Annotated in this window: 13 protein-coding genes; 7 read left to right on the top strand and 6 right to left on the bottom strand. The window is 60.0% G+C overall.

Going from position 1 to position 14836, the window contains the following annotated elements; translation table 11 throughout:
• The first annotated feature begins 8 nt into the window (after positions 1–8).
• Positions 9–1844 (top strand): M61 family metallopeptidase, encoded by a 1836-nt coding sequence (locus tag MUN80_RS11580; protein WP_244723978.1) that lies wholly within the window; start codon positions 9–11, stop codon positions 1842–1844.
• A 4-nt stretch (positions 1845–1848) separates the two neighbouring features.
• On the opposite strand, the gene MUN80_RS11575 is transcribed toward MUN80_RS11580, so the two are convergent.
• From MUN80_RS11575 to MUN80_RS26185, 3 genes are all read right to left on the bottom strand, one after another.
• Positions 1849–2268, bottom strand: a complete 420-nt coding sequence (locus tag MUN80_RS11575; protein ID WP_244723975.1) for a hypothetical protein — start codon at positions 2266–2268, stop codon at positions 1849–1851.
• A 101-nt stretch (positions 2269–2369) separates the two neighbouring features.
• Positions 2370–2834: a Bax inhibitor-1/YccA family protein gene (locus MUN80_RS11570; RefSeq protein ID WP_375373979.1), complete on the bottom strand. Its 465-nt coding sequence runs from the start codon at positions 2832–2834 to the stop codon at positions 2370–2372.
• Between the two features lie 21 nt (positions 2835–2855).
• Positions 2856–3011: a hypothetical protein gene (locus MUN80_RS26185; RefSeq protein ID WP_375373978.1), complete on the bottom strand. Its 156-nt coding sequence runs from the start codon at positions 3009–3011 to the stop codon at positions 2856–2858.
• Positions 3012–3212: 201 nt separating this feature from the next.
• Here MUN80_RS26185 and MUN80_RS11565 point away from each other — a divergent pair, with 201 nt between their 5' ends.
• Positions 3213–4448 carry an MFS transporter gene (locus tag MUN80_RS11565; RefSeq protein WP_244723972.1) on the top strand — a complete coding sequence of 412 codons (1236 nt, stop codon included), beginning with the start codon at positions 3213–3215 and terminating at the stop codon, positions 4446–4448.
• Here the strand turns inward: MUN80_RS11565 and MUN80_RS11560 are convergent.
• The gene (locus tag MUN80_RS11560; RefSeq protein WP_244723960.1) at positions 4433–5086 is read right to left on the bottom strand and encodes a hypothetical protein; all 654 of its coding nucleotides are present in this window, start codon (positions 5084–5086) and stop codon (positions 4433–4435) included. The genes MUN80_RS11565 and MUN80_RS11560 overlap by 16 nt on opposite strands.
• A 143-nt stretch (positions 5087–5229) precedes the next feature.
• On the opposite strand from MUN80_RS11560, the gene MUN80_RS11555 reads away from it, so the two are divergent.
• The gene (locus tag MUN80_RS11555) at positions 5230–5820 is read left to right on the top strand and encodes a hypothetical protein (protein WP_244723958.1); all 591 of its coding nucleotides are present in this window, start codon (positions 5230–5232) and stop codon (positions 5818–5820) included.
• A gap of 98 nt (positions 5821–5918) precedes the next feature.
• Positions 5919–6938 carry an MBL fold metallo-hydrolase gene (locus MUN80_RS11550; protein WP_244723956.1) on the top strand — a complete coding sequence of 340 codons (1020 nt, stop codon included), beginning with the start codon at positions 5919–5921 and terminating at the stop codon, positions 6936–6938.
• Between the two features lie 71 nt (positions 6939–7009).
• Here the strand turns inward: MUN80_RS11550 and MUN80_RS11545 are convergent, their stop codons facing one another.
• Together MUN80_RS11545 and MUN80_RS11540 are read right to left on the bottom strand one after the other, a co-directional pair.
• Positions 7010–8443, bottom strand: coding sequence for a T9SS type A sorting domain-containing protein (locus MUN80_RS11545; RefSeq protein ID WP_244723954.1), 1434 nt, complete (start codon positions 8441–8443; stop codon positions 7010–7012).
• A gap of 185 nt (positions 8444–8628) precedes the next feature.
• Entirely contained in the window at positions 8629–10053 is a 1425-nt protein-coding gene (locus MUN80_RS11540) for a T9SS type A sorting domain-containing protein (RefSeq protein WP_244723952.1), read from the bottom strand.
• 321 nt (positions 10054–10374) lie between these two features.
• On the opposite strand from MUN80_RS11540, the gene MUN80_RS11535 reads away from it, so the two are divergent.
• The 3 genes from MUN80_RS11535 to MUN80_RS11525 all read left to right on the top strand — a co-directional run bounded on the left by MUN80_RS11535 (position 10375) and on the right by MUN80_RS11525 (position 14386).
• On the top strand, positions 10375–11853 hold the full coding sequence (locus tag MUN80_RS11535) for a sodium:solute symporter (RefSeq protein ID WP_244723950.1): 1479 nt from the start codon (positions 10375–10377) through the stop codon (positions 11851–11853).
• Positions 11854–11969: 116 nt separating this feature from the next.
• On the top strand, positions 11970–12452 hold the full coding sequence (locus MUN80_RS11530) for an energy transducer TonB (RefSeq protein ID WP_244723947.1): 483 nt from the start codon (positions 11970–11972) through the stop codon (positions 12450–12452).
• Between the two features lie 98 nt (positions 12453–12550).
• Positions 12551–14386, top strand: a complete 1836-nt coding sequence (locus tag MUN80_RS11525; RefSeq protein ID WP_244723944.1) for an ABC transporter ATP-binding protein — start codon at positions 12551–12553, stop codon at positions 14384–14386.
• Positions 14387–14836: the final 450 nt, after the last annotated feature.

The raw sequence follows: 14836 nt of genomic DNA, 5'->3' as shown, positions 1-14836 counted from the left end.
TCTGTCCTATGCGGAAATCCGCCGCCACTCTTCTTCTCGCCCTGGCCCTCCCCTTCGGAGCACTGGCCCAGGCCCCCGTGCAGTATACCGTTGCCTTTCCCAACGCGGTGCACCACGAAGCCCAGGTTACCGTCGTCTTTTCGGAGCTGCCCGCCGGGCCCCTGCAGGTACGCATGGCCCGTAGCTCGCCGGGCCGCTATGCCCTGCACGAATTCGCCAAGAACGTCTACGACGTGAAAGCCACCGACTCGAAAGGCAAAGCCTTGAACGTTAGCCGCCCCGACCCCTACGGCTGGGACGTGAGCGGGCACGACGGCACAGTGCGCTTTACCTATACCCTATTTGGCGACCGAACCGACGGCACTTATGCCGGCATCGACGCTGTTCACGCCCACCTAAACATGCCCGCCACGCTGGCCTACGGCAAAGGTCAGGAACAGCGGCCGGCCCAGGTCAAGTTTGAGCTGCCTACCGGCTGGCAGGTAGCCACGCAGCTACGCCCCGAAGCTGCTACCGGCACCTATTACGCCCCGCACCTGCAATATCTGATGGACAGCCCCACCTCCCTGGGCGCGCAGAAAGTGCGCTCCTGGCAGCATCAGGGGCGCACCATTGAGATGAGCGTACTGCACGAAGGCACCGACGCCGAGCTGGACGCTTACGTGGACCAGACCAAGAAAATCGTGCAGGAGGCCGCCGCCATTTTCGGAGAACTGCCCGCCTACGATTTCGGCCGCTACACCTTCGTGGCCAACTACCTACCCCAGACCAGCGGCGATGGTATGGAACACCGCAACTCTACCTCGCTGACCAGCAACCGCCCATTGCGCGGCCCCGGCGCCATTGATAATCTGGGGACGGTGTCGCACGAGTTTTTCCACGCCTGGAACGTGGAGCGCATCCGCCCCCGCGACCTGGAGCCCTTCGACTTCGACCGGGCCAATATGAGCAACTCGCTCTGGTTTGCCGAAGGCTTCACCCAGTATTACGGCGACCTGCTGCTGCGCCGGGCCGGGGTATTCAGCGACGACCAGTATTGCCAGGAATCCGTGGGGCCTTTGGTGGGTGCCATGCTTAACTCGCCGGGGGCGGCCCGTTTCTCGCCGGTGCAGATGAGCCAGCAGGCTCCTTTCGTGGATGCCGCCGCCGCCATTGACCCCAACAACCGGGGCAATACTTACCTGTCGTACTACTACATCGGTGGGGCCAATGCCCTGGCGCTGGATATGATGCTGCGTCAAAACCATAAGACCACGCTCGACGCCTATATGCGGGCCGTGTGGCAGCAGCATGGTAAGGAGCAACAGAACTACGCCCCCGCCAAGCCTTACACCCTGACCGATTTGCAGCGTATTCTGGGCGAAGTGAGCCGGGACACGGCCTTTGCCGGGCAGTTTTTCCGCCAGCATATTCTGGGTCACGAGTTGCCGAAGTTCAATGAGCTGCTAGCCCCGGCCGGCCTGACGGTGCGCCGCGCCCGGGCCGGGCAGGCCAGCCTGATGAGCCGCCTGAGCTTCAACGCGGCCGACAGTACGGCCAGCCTAGGCAGCACCTTGGTAGGCAGCCCACTTTACCAGGCCGGCCTCGACCGGGAAGACGTGCTGCGCAAGATTGACGGGCAGCGCCTGAGCAACGCCAAGGCCGTGCAGGACCTGCTGGCGGCCCACAAGCCCGGCGACGTGGTGCCGGTGGAATACCGCACCCGCGGCGGCATCCGCACTGTCCAGGTAACCTTGGCTGAAGACCCCACGCTGGAAGTGGTGACTAACGAAACCGCTAAAAAGCCCGTGACCAAGGCCATGAAGAAATTCCGGGCCGACTGGCTAAACGGCAAGGCTAAGTAACAGACTAGTTATCAGCCGCTGCGTTGATAGAAATATGATTTGGAGTGCTGATCAGGCAAGACAGGACCCGGCTAGAACCCACCAGGGAGAATAGGTAACCCACTGCCGAGGCTTTGCTGCCGTAGGCTAAGCCTTGGCCGGAGCGAGTATCTTTCATCAGCTCTACAAAACTAGGTGGAGGCATATAATGACCATTGACGACCTCTAATTTGATAGGCTCTAACTCGATTCGCCCGAGGTGGCAGCACCAGGGACTTGTTGCCGGCAGCTCACTACCGGTTTGGAGCAGTTGGGTGCGAATCTTTACTTCTACGACTGTATCCGGCTCATCCAAGAGCAACAGCAGAAACAGAATGCCTTCTGCGTAGTGGTAGGACAACAGTTTGGCGTCGCCGGAGGCCGCCACAAGTTCTTCTAGGGTCATTTCGTATGACGGGTTTGCAAAGAATTTAACTACGCCAAGTACAAGCAAAACGGGCCGCCCACTGTGGGCGGCCCGTTTTGCATTTCAAATATTGCTTAATCTTACTTGCGACGGCCAAAGAAGCGCAGCAGGTAGAGAAACAGGTTCACGAAATCGAGGTAGAGCGTTAGGGCACCCCACACGGCAGCTTTGCGGTCGGCACCTTCGTCGCCGTAGCCGATGAAAGCCAGGTTTTTTACTTTCTGGGTGTCGTAGGCCGTGAGGGCCACAAACAGGGCAACGCCGATGAAGCTGGTAATCCAGTACAGCATCGAGCTGGCCAGGAATATATTCACTACTGAGGCAATGAGGAGGCCAATCAGGGCCATGAACAGCAGGTTGCCCCAGCGGCTCAGGTCAGTGCCCGTGACGAAGCCGTAGAGGCTCATCACCCCGAACGTGCCGGCCGTAATAAAGAAGGTAGAGGCAATAGACTCAGCCGTGTAAACCATGAAAATAATGCCCAGCGTAACGCCATTGAGCAAGGCGTAACCAGCAAAAGCGCCGACGGCCTGGTTGGGCGACATCTCAAACAGGTTGCGGCCCAGCTAGCCCACCACGAACGGCTCCAGGATAATCAGGCCGAAGAACACCAGCCGGTTGCCAAATACCACTTCCTGGATTTCGGGCGAAGCGCCTACCAACATGGCTACACCACCAGTCAGGGCCAGGGCGCCGGCCATCCAACCGTAGACCTGGGTCATAAACCGCACCTGGATCTGGGCAGCTTCTTCAGCCGGGATAATCAGCTCGGGCTGTTCGGATTGATTTTCGGGTACAAACTCTTCTATAAAAGGGAATTGGGGTAAGAAGTAAACAATAGTGTCTGGCTAAAGTACAGCCCTAAGAGAATAAGCTCAACTCCAGCAGTCTACATTTGCCGTCCACCCGCCTAGCCTATTGTAATGCCCAAAGATTTCCGGCTCGTATTGCTCTACGCCATTATTCTGCTCGATGTGGTGGTGGGCGCGGCCATCGGGCCCATTATGCCCGGGTTTGTGCGTGGTCTGCCCAAACCCCAGCTCTGGCTGTCGGTAGGCACGGCGCTGTTTCTGGGCGTGCAGCTGTTTGCCGCCCCGGTGCTGGGCAAGCTCTCCGACGGCTTCGGCCGCCGCCCGATTCTGCTTCTGTCGGCCGTGGGTACTTTGCTGGCCAACTGCCTACTGCTACCGGTGCGGGCCGGCCTGTACTTCGCAAACCGGCTCAGTGACGGGTTTACCAACGGCATGTACGCCACGGTGCGCTCAGCCATTACCGATATTTCGCCGCCCGAAAACCTGTTCAAAAACCTGGGCCTCGAAGGCGCCATTATATCCCTGGGCTTCGTGCTGGGGCCCATGGTGTCCGGAGCCTTACTCACAGTGGACGCCGTGGAGCCCGCCGAGCAGGCCCGCTACGTGGTAGGGCTGGCCGTCGGGCTGGCCGCCGTGAACATCGGGCTCAGCCTACTGCTGCGCGAAACCCACACCCAGCCCAACGGCGTGCGGGGCAGTGAGCTGCGGGGCGAGCTGAGCCGGGCCGTTAACGTGCTGACCATCTGGAGCCGGTTGCAAGCCAAAGACCCCGACGGCCGGCTGCGCACCATTGTGCTGATGCAGGTAGCCCTGACGATGAGCACCGGCTATTATTTCTACTTCGTGCCCTTCGCCAGCCTGGGTGCTCAGCAGATGGATGCCCGGGCGCTGTCCTACTTTTTCATGTATTTCGGGGCGTTGAGCATTGCCATCAATTACGGCTTCTACACCTTTCTGGCCGACCGGCTCAACAAGCCCCGGGCCATATTCTGGCTGGCTCTGGCCAGCGTGCCGATTCTGGGCGCTTACGGCCTGATTGGCGCTTCCCGCCCGGCGCTGTACGTGGTAGTTACGCTCGACTGCCTAACTATTTCTCTGATTCAGGGGCTACTGGAAGGCCTGCTGGCCCAGCGCACCACCGAGGCCGACCGGGGTGAAATATTCGGCCTGAACCAGGCAGTACAGGGCCTGGCCAGCTTCATGACCATTCTGGTGGGTGGGGTGTTGTCGGTGGCGCGGCTGGAGCTGCCCTTTGCCTGGTTTGCGCTGTGCGTGGGGGCCGTGGCCTGGCAGGCGGGGCGCATGTTGCGCGCTACCCCCAGCAGCTACAATCAGCCTTCCCAGTAAATCCGGACGCACACCACTACGAGCAGCATCACCGCGCCCAGCACCATGATGCGCAGGCCGTGGAGCCGGTCGGGGGCGGTGAAGGCGTGGACCTTGCGGCCGTCGGGCAGAAGTTTGCGGTGCGTGTAGAGGTGCCAGCCAATGAAAAAGGCGAACAGGCCACCCAGCAACGCCGAGGCGTAGCCCCACAGAATCCAGGCTTTCTGCGAAGGTTCGGGGCGGGCCAGGTCGGCGGTGCGCTGCTGCCGCAGCAGGCGGGCGGCTTCGGGGCTGATAACCGTGCCACGGTCCTGCAGAATCTGCCGGGCCAGGGTCACGTCGAAGCTGTTCCACTCGTCGGGCTTGAGTAGCACGTCGGCCAGCTCGGCATCGGTGAAGGTGAACAGGTAGTGCTCCGGGTCGACCTGGCTAATAAGCTGCTGGTTTTCGGCTTCTTCCAGACGGCGGGCCGTTTCGAAGTCGGCCGGTTGCAACTTTACCACGAAATGGGTACTCGTCTCGTTGTGGGCAAAGCTGGGGTCGAAGCTAGGCTTGTCGAAGCTGATTTCGAACGGCACCTCGTGCTGCCGCAGCAGTTGCAGCAGTGGGGCGGCAACTTCCGGGTTTGGAAACTGTTGGTAGAAAACGAAGTCGGCCATAGCGGGTACTGGAAAAGGGGCCACTAAATAGAGAAATTTTACCGTTGAGTCGGTCGAGGGCATTCTTTTTCCAGCGCCATCGTTTCGTATCTTGTTACACTGATTAACTTTCTTTGCGCTCTTACCACCCATTTTCCTTGGCTATGCATCGTTCTATCCTCACTGTAGCGGTATTGCTGGGCCTTTCGGCCGGCGCGGCCCGGGCCCAAACGGCCACGCTGCCCACGGCCCCCGTACCCGCCGACGCAGCACCCAAGTTGGGGCTTATCGGTCCGCGGGCGTCGTATAGTCTGAATGCCGGCTTTATGACGGCTGGGCGGTTTGGGTCGGCTTCCTACCTCACGCCGCTGGCCTCGTACCAGCTCACCAAGCGTTTTTCGGTGTTTGCGGGCCTCACTTATATGCACATCGTGCCCGGTATCGGGGCTACTACGCCGGAAGGGGCCCGCACCGTCGGCCTCAGCGGGCTGAACCGCTACGTCATTCAGGGAGGCGGCGCTTACGCCCTGTCGCCGCGCGTGACGCTGGTCGGGTCGGCCTGGAAAGACCTGACCCCGAACACCTTCGGCAACGGCGTGAATCCTTACGCGGGCTTCACCAACCAGGGTTCGGGCGTGAACATGCGGGCCGACTTCAAAATCACCGAGCACATGACCATTTCGGGCGGGGTGCGGGTCTCCAACGGCGTGGCCCCGGGCTATTCGCCGTTTTCCATCGGTCCCTACGGCTACTAACCTCCTTGCACAGTCGGCAGTATACCTAGCAGCCCCGGGAAGTTTCCGGGGCTTTGCTGTTTCTTTGGCTCCCGCATCTTCGTCTGACCACTGCCCGCATGGCTGCCCAACCTACTTACCTGCGCAACGAAGCGCTCCGCACCGTGAAATCCGGCTACGCCGGCAACAAGCTATTTGGCAGCCAGTTTGCCAACGGCGAGGAGCTGTACACGCCCGAGTTCAGCAACGTGTTCCGGTGGAAGTTTCTGACTGAAAACCCGCAGAAGGAAGAAAAAAAAGCCGATACCTGGGCCCCGGGGGTGGTCGACTGCACCGAGTTCCTCAAGGGCCGCGAAGATGGCCTAGTATGGCTGGGCCACGCCACCTTCGTGCTGCGCACCGAGGGCACTACCCTGCTCTTCGACCCGCTGCTGTTCGATTCGGCGTTTCTGAAGCGGCGCCACCACCTGCCCTGCCAGCCCGAGGCGTTGACCAATATTGACCTGCTGCTGCTCAGCCACGGCCACCGCGACCATCTCGACGAGGCATCTATCAAGCTGGTGGCCCGCCAGAACCCGGGGCTGCGGGTGCTAACTTCGCTGCGCATGGCGCCGCTGCTACGCAGCATGGCCTCCGGGCTGCAGGTGCAGGAAGCCGGCTGGTGGCAGCAGTACGATTTGGGACCTGCCACGCCCGGGCTGGAAATCTATTATTTGCCCGCCGCCCACTGGCACCGCCGCGGCCTTACCGACCTGAACAAAGTGCTCTGGGGCAGCTTTCTGATCCGGACCCAGGGCAAGCTCCTCTACTTCGGTGGCGACTCGGCCTACGCCGGCCACTTCGAGGATATCGAGCGGCAGTTTGGCCCCCTGGATATCTGCCTGCTGGGCATTGGGGCCTACAAGCCGGCTTTTATGATGCAGCTCAGCCACACCAACCCCCACGAGGCGGCCAAGGCGGCCAACGTGCTGCGGGCCGGCCACTTGGTACCTATGCACTACGGCACCTTCGATCTGAGCGACGAACCAGCCTCCGAACCCATCCGCACCCTGCAGGATGTGGCCCAAGGCGGCATGCTCCGCCCCGACCTGCACGTGCCCAAAGTGGGCGAAGTGCTGCGTTGGACGGAGTGGGAATAAAGCAACCCCACCCCACTAAAAAAGGCCGGCCCACGCAAAGTGAGCCGGCCTTTTCTAGTTTCACAAGACGACTATTGGCGCACCACTTTCTTCACCACCAGTCCGGCGGCGGTGTGCAGCTGCACAGTGTAGAGGCCGCTAGGCTGGGCGCTCAGGTCCAGCACAGTGTGGCCCTGCCGGGGCTGCAGCACCAGGCGCTGCACCACCTGGCCCAGGCTGTTGACTACCTCGACCCGCACCGGTGCCTGCTCCTTAAGTTCCCCCAGCTTCAGCGTGACGGTGCCCGTCGTGGGATTGGGGTAGAGCTGAGTTTGGGCCGCAAGGGCGGCATTGGCTTGCACACCCAGCGTGATACTCTGAAAGTCGCTGAAGCTGTCCTTGCGGTTATTTTCGTAGGCTTTGCCGAGTGAGGTAACCATCTGCTCTACTTGCCGGTCAATGTCGCCGTTGGGGTTGTACTTGCGCAGGTACCGGTACCCGTAGGAGATAATCCAGGCCCCGTTTTGCCACGTTTCACTTTCGTACTTGCTCAGGTTGCCATAAGCATCGTTGAGGAAAGTGTAACGGGAGCTGTTGACCCAGCTGCCGAAAGAGTAGTACTCGGCCGTTTCCTGAACGTCGCCTGGCTGGGGTCCATACACGTAGTTGCCGCGCGTGGAGGGTCCCCAGGCCGTCCCGTTCCAGGTCTGGGTTTCGTAGTAGGTGATGCGCTGTTGGGCATCGTGGGTACGCTGCAGGCGGTAGTTGCTGACGTAGGCTCCAGCTTCCAACTCCTGATACTCCACCTGCGAATACAGGCTGCTGGTTGGCGTGGGGTAGGTGTAAATGCTGCGGCCCCGGGACGAGTAGGTGTTGAGGAATGTATCAAGGGTTTCCTCCACCGTTTGCACGATCTGGCCGGTAGCGTTGTAGGTGTAGGCCGAGCGGGCGCCGAAGCTGTTGACCCAGGCCCCGTTTACCCAGTTCTGCCCTAGGTAGCTTGTCCGGTTGTTGCGGCTGTCGTAGGTGTTCAGCAGCTGGCTAACATTCTGCCAGGCTCCGGCCACCCACTGCTGGTCCAGCGTGCTGGTAAAGTTGCCCTGCGCGTCGTAGGTCCAGGTAGTGCGTTTGTCGTTTTGCCAGGCGCTGCCGGTCCATTTTTCACCAAGAGACAGGGTTTGTCTCCCGGTCGCATTGTAAGCATACGTAAGCCGCGCCTGAAGCTGCTGGGTGGCCGAGTCGGCTATTACGACTAAGCTGGGCTGGCCATCGGCCGTGTAGCTGGTGGTATGGTGCATAGGAGCCTGCCACTGCTGGGTGGCAGAGTTCCAGTCGTAGGTAATCCGCTTGGCGGGCAGGCGCAGCGCCGGGCCGCGCCGGGCCGGGGCTAGCCCTGGTCCGGCCAATTCAGGTTGCGGAGTACGGGGCCGCCCCAGCAACTCTTGCAACCGGGTATCAGGAGTAGTTTGGGCCAGCGCCGCCGTGGTAGTCAGGGCACAGGCCAGGCCGAGTAGATAGTGTTTCATGCTATAAAGCAGGTTGTCGTAAAAAAGCAGCCTTAAAAGTACTGCTTTTCCAGGCCAGTCCGGCGGCTGCCTGGGAGTCGGAGCCGGCTTTTTTATTGAGCCTACCAGCTCCCTGACTACGCGCGAAAGCCAGGCCGCTTGGGTAGCCTGGCTTTCATTACCATGGTCCAAAACGCACCTGGCCCCTACTGGCGCACCACCTTCTTCACGACCAGCCCGGCGCTGGTGTGCAGCTGCACGGTGTACACGCCCGCTTGGAGGCTGCCGAGCTCCAGCCGGCTCTGCCCCTGGCGCACTGGCAGCGTGAGGCGCTGCACCACCTGGCCCAGGCTGTTTACCACCTCGGCCCCTACCTGCGACTCGCCCAGGCCGGCCAGCTCCAGCGTCACACTGCCGGTGGTGGGGTTCGGATACAGTTGGGTCTGGGCGGCCAGCGCGGCGTTAGGCTTCGCACCCAGGGTGATGCTCTGATAGTCGCCGTAGATACGCTTCAGCCCGTTGTCATACGCTTTGGTGGTGGTGTTGTAGTTCTGGCGAACCCGGGCAATCAGGTCGTTGTTGGCGTTGTAGCGCACCAGGTAGCGGTAGCCTTCGGTAATGGACCACGCGCCGTTGCTCCGCATTTCGCTCTCGTAGAGCAGTTCTGTGCCGAAGTCGTCGTAGAGGTGGCTATAGCGGCCTAAAAGCACCCAGGCATTGTTGATGCGCTCCTCACTCTGGCCCCGGCTGCTGCCGTTGGGCTCGTAAACGGTCGTTTTGCGGGAGCGAAGCTGCCAGACTCCATTCTCCCATTGCTCCGTTACCGACGATGTTTCGTTGCCCTGGCTGTCGTAGACAAGGCCACTGACGCGCCGCTGGTTTTCATAGGCCCCGTTTACCCACTGCTGGTCGATGCGGGCACTGTAGGCCAGCGCCGTTGGGCTGGGGTAGGTGTACTGCCGGCGCGGACCATGCTCGTAGGTGTTGGTCCAGGGGTCCAGATACTCCTGGGTTTCCTCCAGCACAGCCCCGGCCGCGGTATATGTTATCGTATTCCGGTGCGCGTGGGTGGTCGCCCAGGCATTGTTGCGCCATTCCTGGCTTGTGTAAGAGGTTTCGTGGTTGTGCGAGTCGTACCCAATCGTCGTGCGGTTCCGGTTTTGCCAGGCCCCGTTGCGCCACCCCTGGTCCAGCAGCTCAGTCAGAAGGTTGGCGCTGTTGAAGGTTTCCAGGGTGCGGCTGTTGTTCTGCCAGCCCAGCCCGTCCCAGACTTCCTGCAGACCGCTGGTTTGCAGCCCGGCCGCGTTGTAGGTAAAGCTGATCCGCTCCGTGGGCCGCTGCGTGGCCGAGTCCGACTCCACCAGCTGCGTGCGCCGGGCCTGGTTGTCGTAGGTGTTGCGCTCCACGGTGCCCGTGGTCGACCAGGTGCTGGATGGGTAGTGCCACTGGTAGGTGGTCACCTTGCCCGGCTTGCGGGCTGTGGCGCTGGGGCCGGCGGCAGGCGTCGTTACTGGTTGGCGCTGCAGCTCGCTGGGGAACAGCCGGGGCTGGCGAACTGGTGGGGCCGTCTGGGCCAGCGTGGGGTGGTAGCTAAGCAGGCCGAGGGCCAGAATAAGTAGCTGTTTTTGCATAAAGTCAACGGGTAATCAAGCCGGATGATCTGTAAAGCTACTGAATATCCCCAGCAGCCGGAAATCTGAGGCAGCCGGCCCAGGCTCTCTCAACGCCGGCCGGCCCCGGCTTCCCGCCAGAGTACAAAAATCTCCCGGCCACCTACCCGCCACCTGCCCGCCGTCTACCCTGGACCTCCCCGCCATCTCCCCCTCCCCAGCAGCATAGCTTGGCTCTCGGCCTCACCCCGGATAAATCCAAGTTAACCTCCTCCGCTACCGCAGATTTTCGCGGCAGTCTGGCGGCGCACTGTATCTTTACCAGTTCATTTCCCGCGTCGTATGTCCCCTACCCTGGTTCTGAGCCTGATTGCCGGCTACTTCACCATCCTCATCGTCATTGCCCTGCTCACCTCGCGCAAGGCCACCAGCGCCAGCTTTTTCGTGGCCAACCGCAACGTGCCCTGGTACATGGTAGCCTTCGCTATGATTGGCACTTCGCTCTCGGGCGTGTCTTTTATTTCGGTGCCCGGTATGGTCAAAGCCCAGGCCTGGAGCTACATGGCCGTCGTCATGGGCTATCTGGTGGGTTATCTGGTTATCGGCACGGTCTTGCTGCCGCTGTACTACAAGCTCAATCTGGTATCCATCTACACCTATCTGGAGCAGCGCTTCGGCTTCTGGAGCTACAAGACTGGGGCGGCCTTGTTCCTGATTTCGAGGGCTATTGGGGCGGCCCTGCGCCTCTACGTGGTGGCGGGCGTGCTGCAAGTAGCCGTCTTCGACGATTTGGGCGTGCCCTTCGCCGTCACGGTGGCCGTGAGCATTCTGCTGATTTACCTCTATACCTTCCGCGGCGGCCTCAAAACCATCCTCTGGACCGACACCTTTCAGACCCTGGCCATGCTCACGTCGGTGGGCATCTCAGTCTACCTGATTTCGGATGAACTCAACCTGGGCTTTCAGCAGGTCATTACCACGGTGCGGGAGTCGGAGATGTCGCAGGTATTCTTCTGGGAGTGGACCGACTCGCGCAAGTTCTGGACCCAGTTCATTTCCGGTATGTTCATCACCATCGTCATGACTGGCCTCGACCAGGACCTGATGCAGAAAAACCTGAGCTGCCGCTCCCTGGGCGACGCTCAAAAGAACATGTTTTGGTTTGCCCTCATCCTGGTGCCGGTCAACGTGCTGTTTCTGTCCCTGGGCGTGCTGCTCTACCAGTACGCCGCCGCCAAGGGCATTACCCTGCCCGTGAATGCCGCCGGCAAAGTCATCGGCGACGACGTGTTTCCGCTGCTGGCCACCGAGCACTTCTCCTTGTTTGCCGGCATCGTCTTCATCCTGGGCATTATTGCCGTTACCTACTCCTCCGCCGACTCGGCCCTGACGGCCCTCACAACCTCCTTCTGCGTCGACTTCCTGACTATCAGCAAGTACCCCGAGGAGCGGCAGAGCGTGCTGCGCCAGCGCACCCACCTGATGTTTACCGTGGTGCTGGTTGTCATCATCCTCATCTTCCGGATGCTCAACGACCAGAGCCTGATTTCGGCCGTGTTCAAGGCCGCCGGCTACACCTACGGGCCGCTGCTGGGCCTCTTCAGCTTCGGCATCTTCACTAAGCGCCAGCTCCACGACCGGTTTGTGCCCTGGATGTGCGCCTGGCCGCCGGTGTTCTGCTACATTCTCAACGCCAACTCCAAGGCCTGGCTGGGCGGCTACGAGTTCGGCTTCGAGATTCTGCTCGTCAATGGTCTGCTGACTTTCCTGGGGCTGCTGGCAATTTCGCGCCAGCCCGCCGCCGAATTGAACCCTGCCTAACCTAGGTTGTTTAGGCAGAAGCCGTTGGCTTGGGCTTTCCGTGCGTACCTTTGTGCGCCCGGAACCCCGTGCGGCTTTTCCTTTTCCCAACGGTGGTTTTTCGGCGCTTTGCTTCCATGAAACATCTTTTCTTCATCTTCCTGGCCCTAGGTTTGACGCTGGATTTGGCCGCTCAGGCCCAGCAGACGGCGCCGGCCAAGCAGCCCATTGTGCTCAAGCCGGGCCGGATGCAGGCCCAGGCCCGCCCCGCGGCCAACCGCCCCGACGTGCCCCCGCAGTACGTGGGTGGAGCCCAGGCCCTGAGCAGCTTTTTTCAGGAGAATGTAAAGTATCCGGAGGCGGCCCGCGTCAATAAGGTTACGGGCACGGTACTCACCAGCTTCACCATCGAGCCCGACGGCCGCGTGGCTAATCCAACGGTAGTGAAAAGCCTCAGCCCCGAGTGCGATGCCGAAGCCCTGCGCGTGCTCACGCTGATGCCGGCCTGGAAGCCCGCCACCCGCAAGGGCCAGCCCGTCGCCATTCAGGTGCAGCTGCCCGTGCCCTTCGGCGACACCAGCACGCTGAAAGTGGAGAAAGGCAAAACCAAATTTGAGTAGTTAAAGGAAGAACTCAGAAATGAGAGCCTAGAACTTAGACTGCTGCTGAAAAGTCTAAGCTCTGCGCTCTTTCTTCTAAGTTCTGCTAGATAGAATACATGGCCAGAAGTGGAATGAATACCAGCGGCACGACCCTTGATCCGGACGGGCCCAAAAAGAAAATAACGAAAGAAAGCTTCCGGCACGGCCTGCGGATTTTCCGGTACGTGCTGCCCTATCGTCTTAAGTTTATCGTGGGTTTGGTGCTGCTGACCTTGTCCAGCGCTACGACCATGGGCTTTCCCTGGGTAATCGGCAAGCTCACCGACGCGGCCAACGGCAAGCCCTTCGTGCTGCCCAACGGCGTCACGCTCAGCATCACCCAGATTGCGCTGGGCCTGTTTGCCGTTATTCTGCTCCAGGGCACGTTCTCATTTGGCCGCATCTGGTTTTTCACCCAGGTCAGCGAGTTTACCGTGCGCGACATTCGCCAGGCGCTCTACCGCAAGTTTGTTACCCTGCCCATTCCCTACTTTGAGAAGCACCGCGTAGGCGCCATCACCTCGCGCATCACTTCCGACGTGGGCCAGATTCAGGACTCGTTTTCCCTGACCCTGGCTGAGCTGTTCCGGCAGGTCACTACCCTCATTGTGGGCGTCACGTTCATCATGCTCGTGTCGGTGAAGCTGTCCTTGTTTATGCTGCTCACCTTCCCGCCCATCGTGATAGTAGCCATGCTGTTCGGCCGCAAAATCCGGGTGCTGGCCAAAGCCACGCAGGAAGAACTGGCCAAGACGAACGTCATTGTGGAGGAAACGCTGCAGGGCATCAACACGGTAAAGGCCTTTACCAACGAGCTGTTCGAAACCAACCGCTACGGCACCTCCCTGAACCGGACGTTGCAGGCCGCGCTGCGTAGCAACCTCTACCGGGGCGGCTTCGTGTCGTTCGTGATTATCGGTTTGTTTGGCGGCATTATCATGGTGCTGTGGCGCGCTGCTTCATTGGTAGCCGCCGGCCAGATGACCATTGGCGACCTAACCTCCTTTGCTCTCTACACCATCTTTATCGGCGCTTCGGTAGGTGGCCTCGGGGAACTCTATGGCAAGGTGCAAAGCACGCTGGGCGCTTCGGAGCGGATTCTGGAAATCCTCGACGAGCCTTCCGAGCCCACTCACCGCCCCCGCGTGGCCGGCACGGTACCCCTGCAGGTGCGCGGCGACATCGAGTACCGCAACGTGGCCTTCAGCTACCCCACCCGCCCCGATTTGCCGGTGCTCAAGAACATCGACTTCGACATTCAGGCCGGCGAGAAAATTGCGCTGGTAGGCCCCAGTGGCGCGGGCAAAAGCACCATCGTGCAGCTGCTGATGCAGTTCTACGAGCTCAGCGGCGGCAAAATCCTCATCGACGGCCGCGACCTGCAACAGTATGACCTGACCGAGTTGCGCCGCCACATTGGCATCGTGCCCCAGGAAACGTTGCTCTTCGGCGGCTCCATTCGGGAGAATATTGCCTACGGCAAAATTGACGCTACCGACGCCGAAATCACGCTGGCGGCCCGCAAGGCCAACGCCTGGCAGTTCATCGAGTCGTTTCCCGAAGGCCTTGATACGCTGGTCGGTGAGCGGGGCGTGAAGCTTTCGGGCGGGCAGCGGCAGCGCATTGCCATTGCCCGGGCCATCCTGAAAAACCCCGCCATTCTAATTCTGGACGAAGCCACCTCGGCCCTCGACTCGGAAAGTGAAAAGCTGGTGCAAAGCGCCATGGACGAGCTCATGCAGAACCGCACCAGCATCATTATTGCCCACCGCCTGAGCACCATCCGCAAGGCCGACAAGATTCTGGTTATCGACGCGGGCCGCATCGTGGAGCAAGGCACCCACGACGAGCTCAGCCACAGTGAAAACGGGCTGTACGCCAATTTGCTCAAGCTGCAGCTAGAGGTAAGCTAGTCGCGGACCGAATATCGTCAACTCATAAAAGGGCGAGGCTTCAGCTTCGCCCTTTTTTTAATACCTAATTGAAGAATACATTTCAGCAACAACTTGCCTGTAAACTTCCATTTCGTAGATAATTTGCTTTCGGCATCATAAATAAGAACTATCTATACTATAATTTAAACGGCGATTGGAGTCGAGCTAATACTTAATTAGCTTTATGATACAATACAATACCATTCTAAATACTGTGATAGGAATGCCAACCAAATTAACAGTTATCCACACCGGCCAATATCTAGGTGTCGACCAGATTTCAAACATTTTTTCTAGAGTTATGGCTGATAATATTCCTTATGAGTTGCTCGAAACTCAGGCTTATAGAACAGTTTCGTTTGTAGCCTTTAAAGCGCCTCTACAGGTTGACATATTACGATTGCACAAACTTATTACAGATCGTGACCC

It is taken from the genome of Hymenobacter cellulosivorans (assembly GCF_022919135.1).
GTDB lineage: Bacteria > Bacteroidota > Bacteroidia > Cytophagales > Hymenobacteraceae > Hymenobacter > Hymenobacter cellulosivorans.
Note: the sequence above shows the minus strand (reverse complement) of the source record. Positions and strands in the feature narration are given on the sequence as shown.

Bases quoted from the DNA above. Each gene is read 5' to 3' on its own strand.
- MUN80_RS11580 (WP_244723978.1), top strand. From the start codon at position 9: ATGCGGAAATCCGCCGCCACTCTTCTTCTCGCCCTGGCCCTCCCCTTC.
- MUN80_RS11575 (WP_244723975.1), bottom strand. From the start codon at position 2,268: ATGACCCTAGAAGAACTTGTGGCGGCCTCCGGCGACGCCAAACTGTTG.
- MUN80_RS11570 (WP_375373979.1), bottom strand. From the start codon at position 2,834: ATGTCGCCCAACCAGGCCGTCGGCGCTTTTGCTGGTTACGCCTTGCTC.
- MUN80_RS26185 (WP_375373978.1), bottom strand. From the start codon at position 3,011: ATGACCCAGGTCTACGGTTGGATGGCCGGCGCCCTGGCCCTGACTGGT.
- MUN80_RS11565 (WP_244723972.1), top strand. From the start codon at position 3,213: ATGCCCAAAGATTTCCGGCTCGTATTGCTCTACGCCATTATTCTGCTC.
- MUN80_RS11560 (WP_244723960.1), bottom strand. From the start codon at position 5,086: ATGGCCGACTTCGTTTTCTACCAACAGTTTCCAAACCCGGAAGTTGCC.
- MUN80_RS11555 (WP_244723958.1), top strand. From the start codon at position 5,230: ATGCATCGTTCTATCCTCACTGTAGCGGTATTGCTGGGCCTTTCGGCC.
- MUN80_RS11550 (WP_244723956.1), top strand. From the start codon at position 5,919: ATGGCTGCCCAACCTACTTACCTGCGCAACGAAGCGCTCCGCACCGTG.
- MUN80_RS11545 (WP_244723954.1), bottom strand. From the start codon at position 8,443: ATGAAACACTATCTACTCGGCCTGGCCTGTGCCCTGACTACCACGGCG.
- MUN80_RS11540 (WP_244723952.1), bottom strand. From the start codon at position 10,053: ATGCAAAAACAGCTACTTATTCTGGCCCTCGGCCTGCTTAGCTACCAC.
- MUN80_RS11535 (WP_244723950.1), top strand. From the start codon at position 10,375: ATGTCCCCTACCCTGGTTCTGAGCCTGATTGCCGGCTACTTCACCATC.
- MUN80_RS11530 (WP_244723947.1), top strand. From the start codon at position 11,970: ATGAAACATCTTTTCTTCATCTTCCTGGCCCTAGGTTTGACGCTGGAT.
- MUN80_RS11525 (WP_244723944.1), top strand. From the start codon at position 12,551: ATGGCCAGAAGTGGAATGAATACCAGCGGCACGACCCTTGATCCGGAC.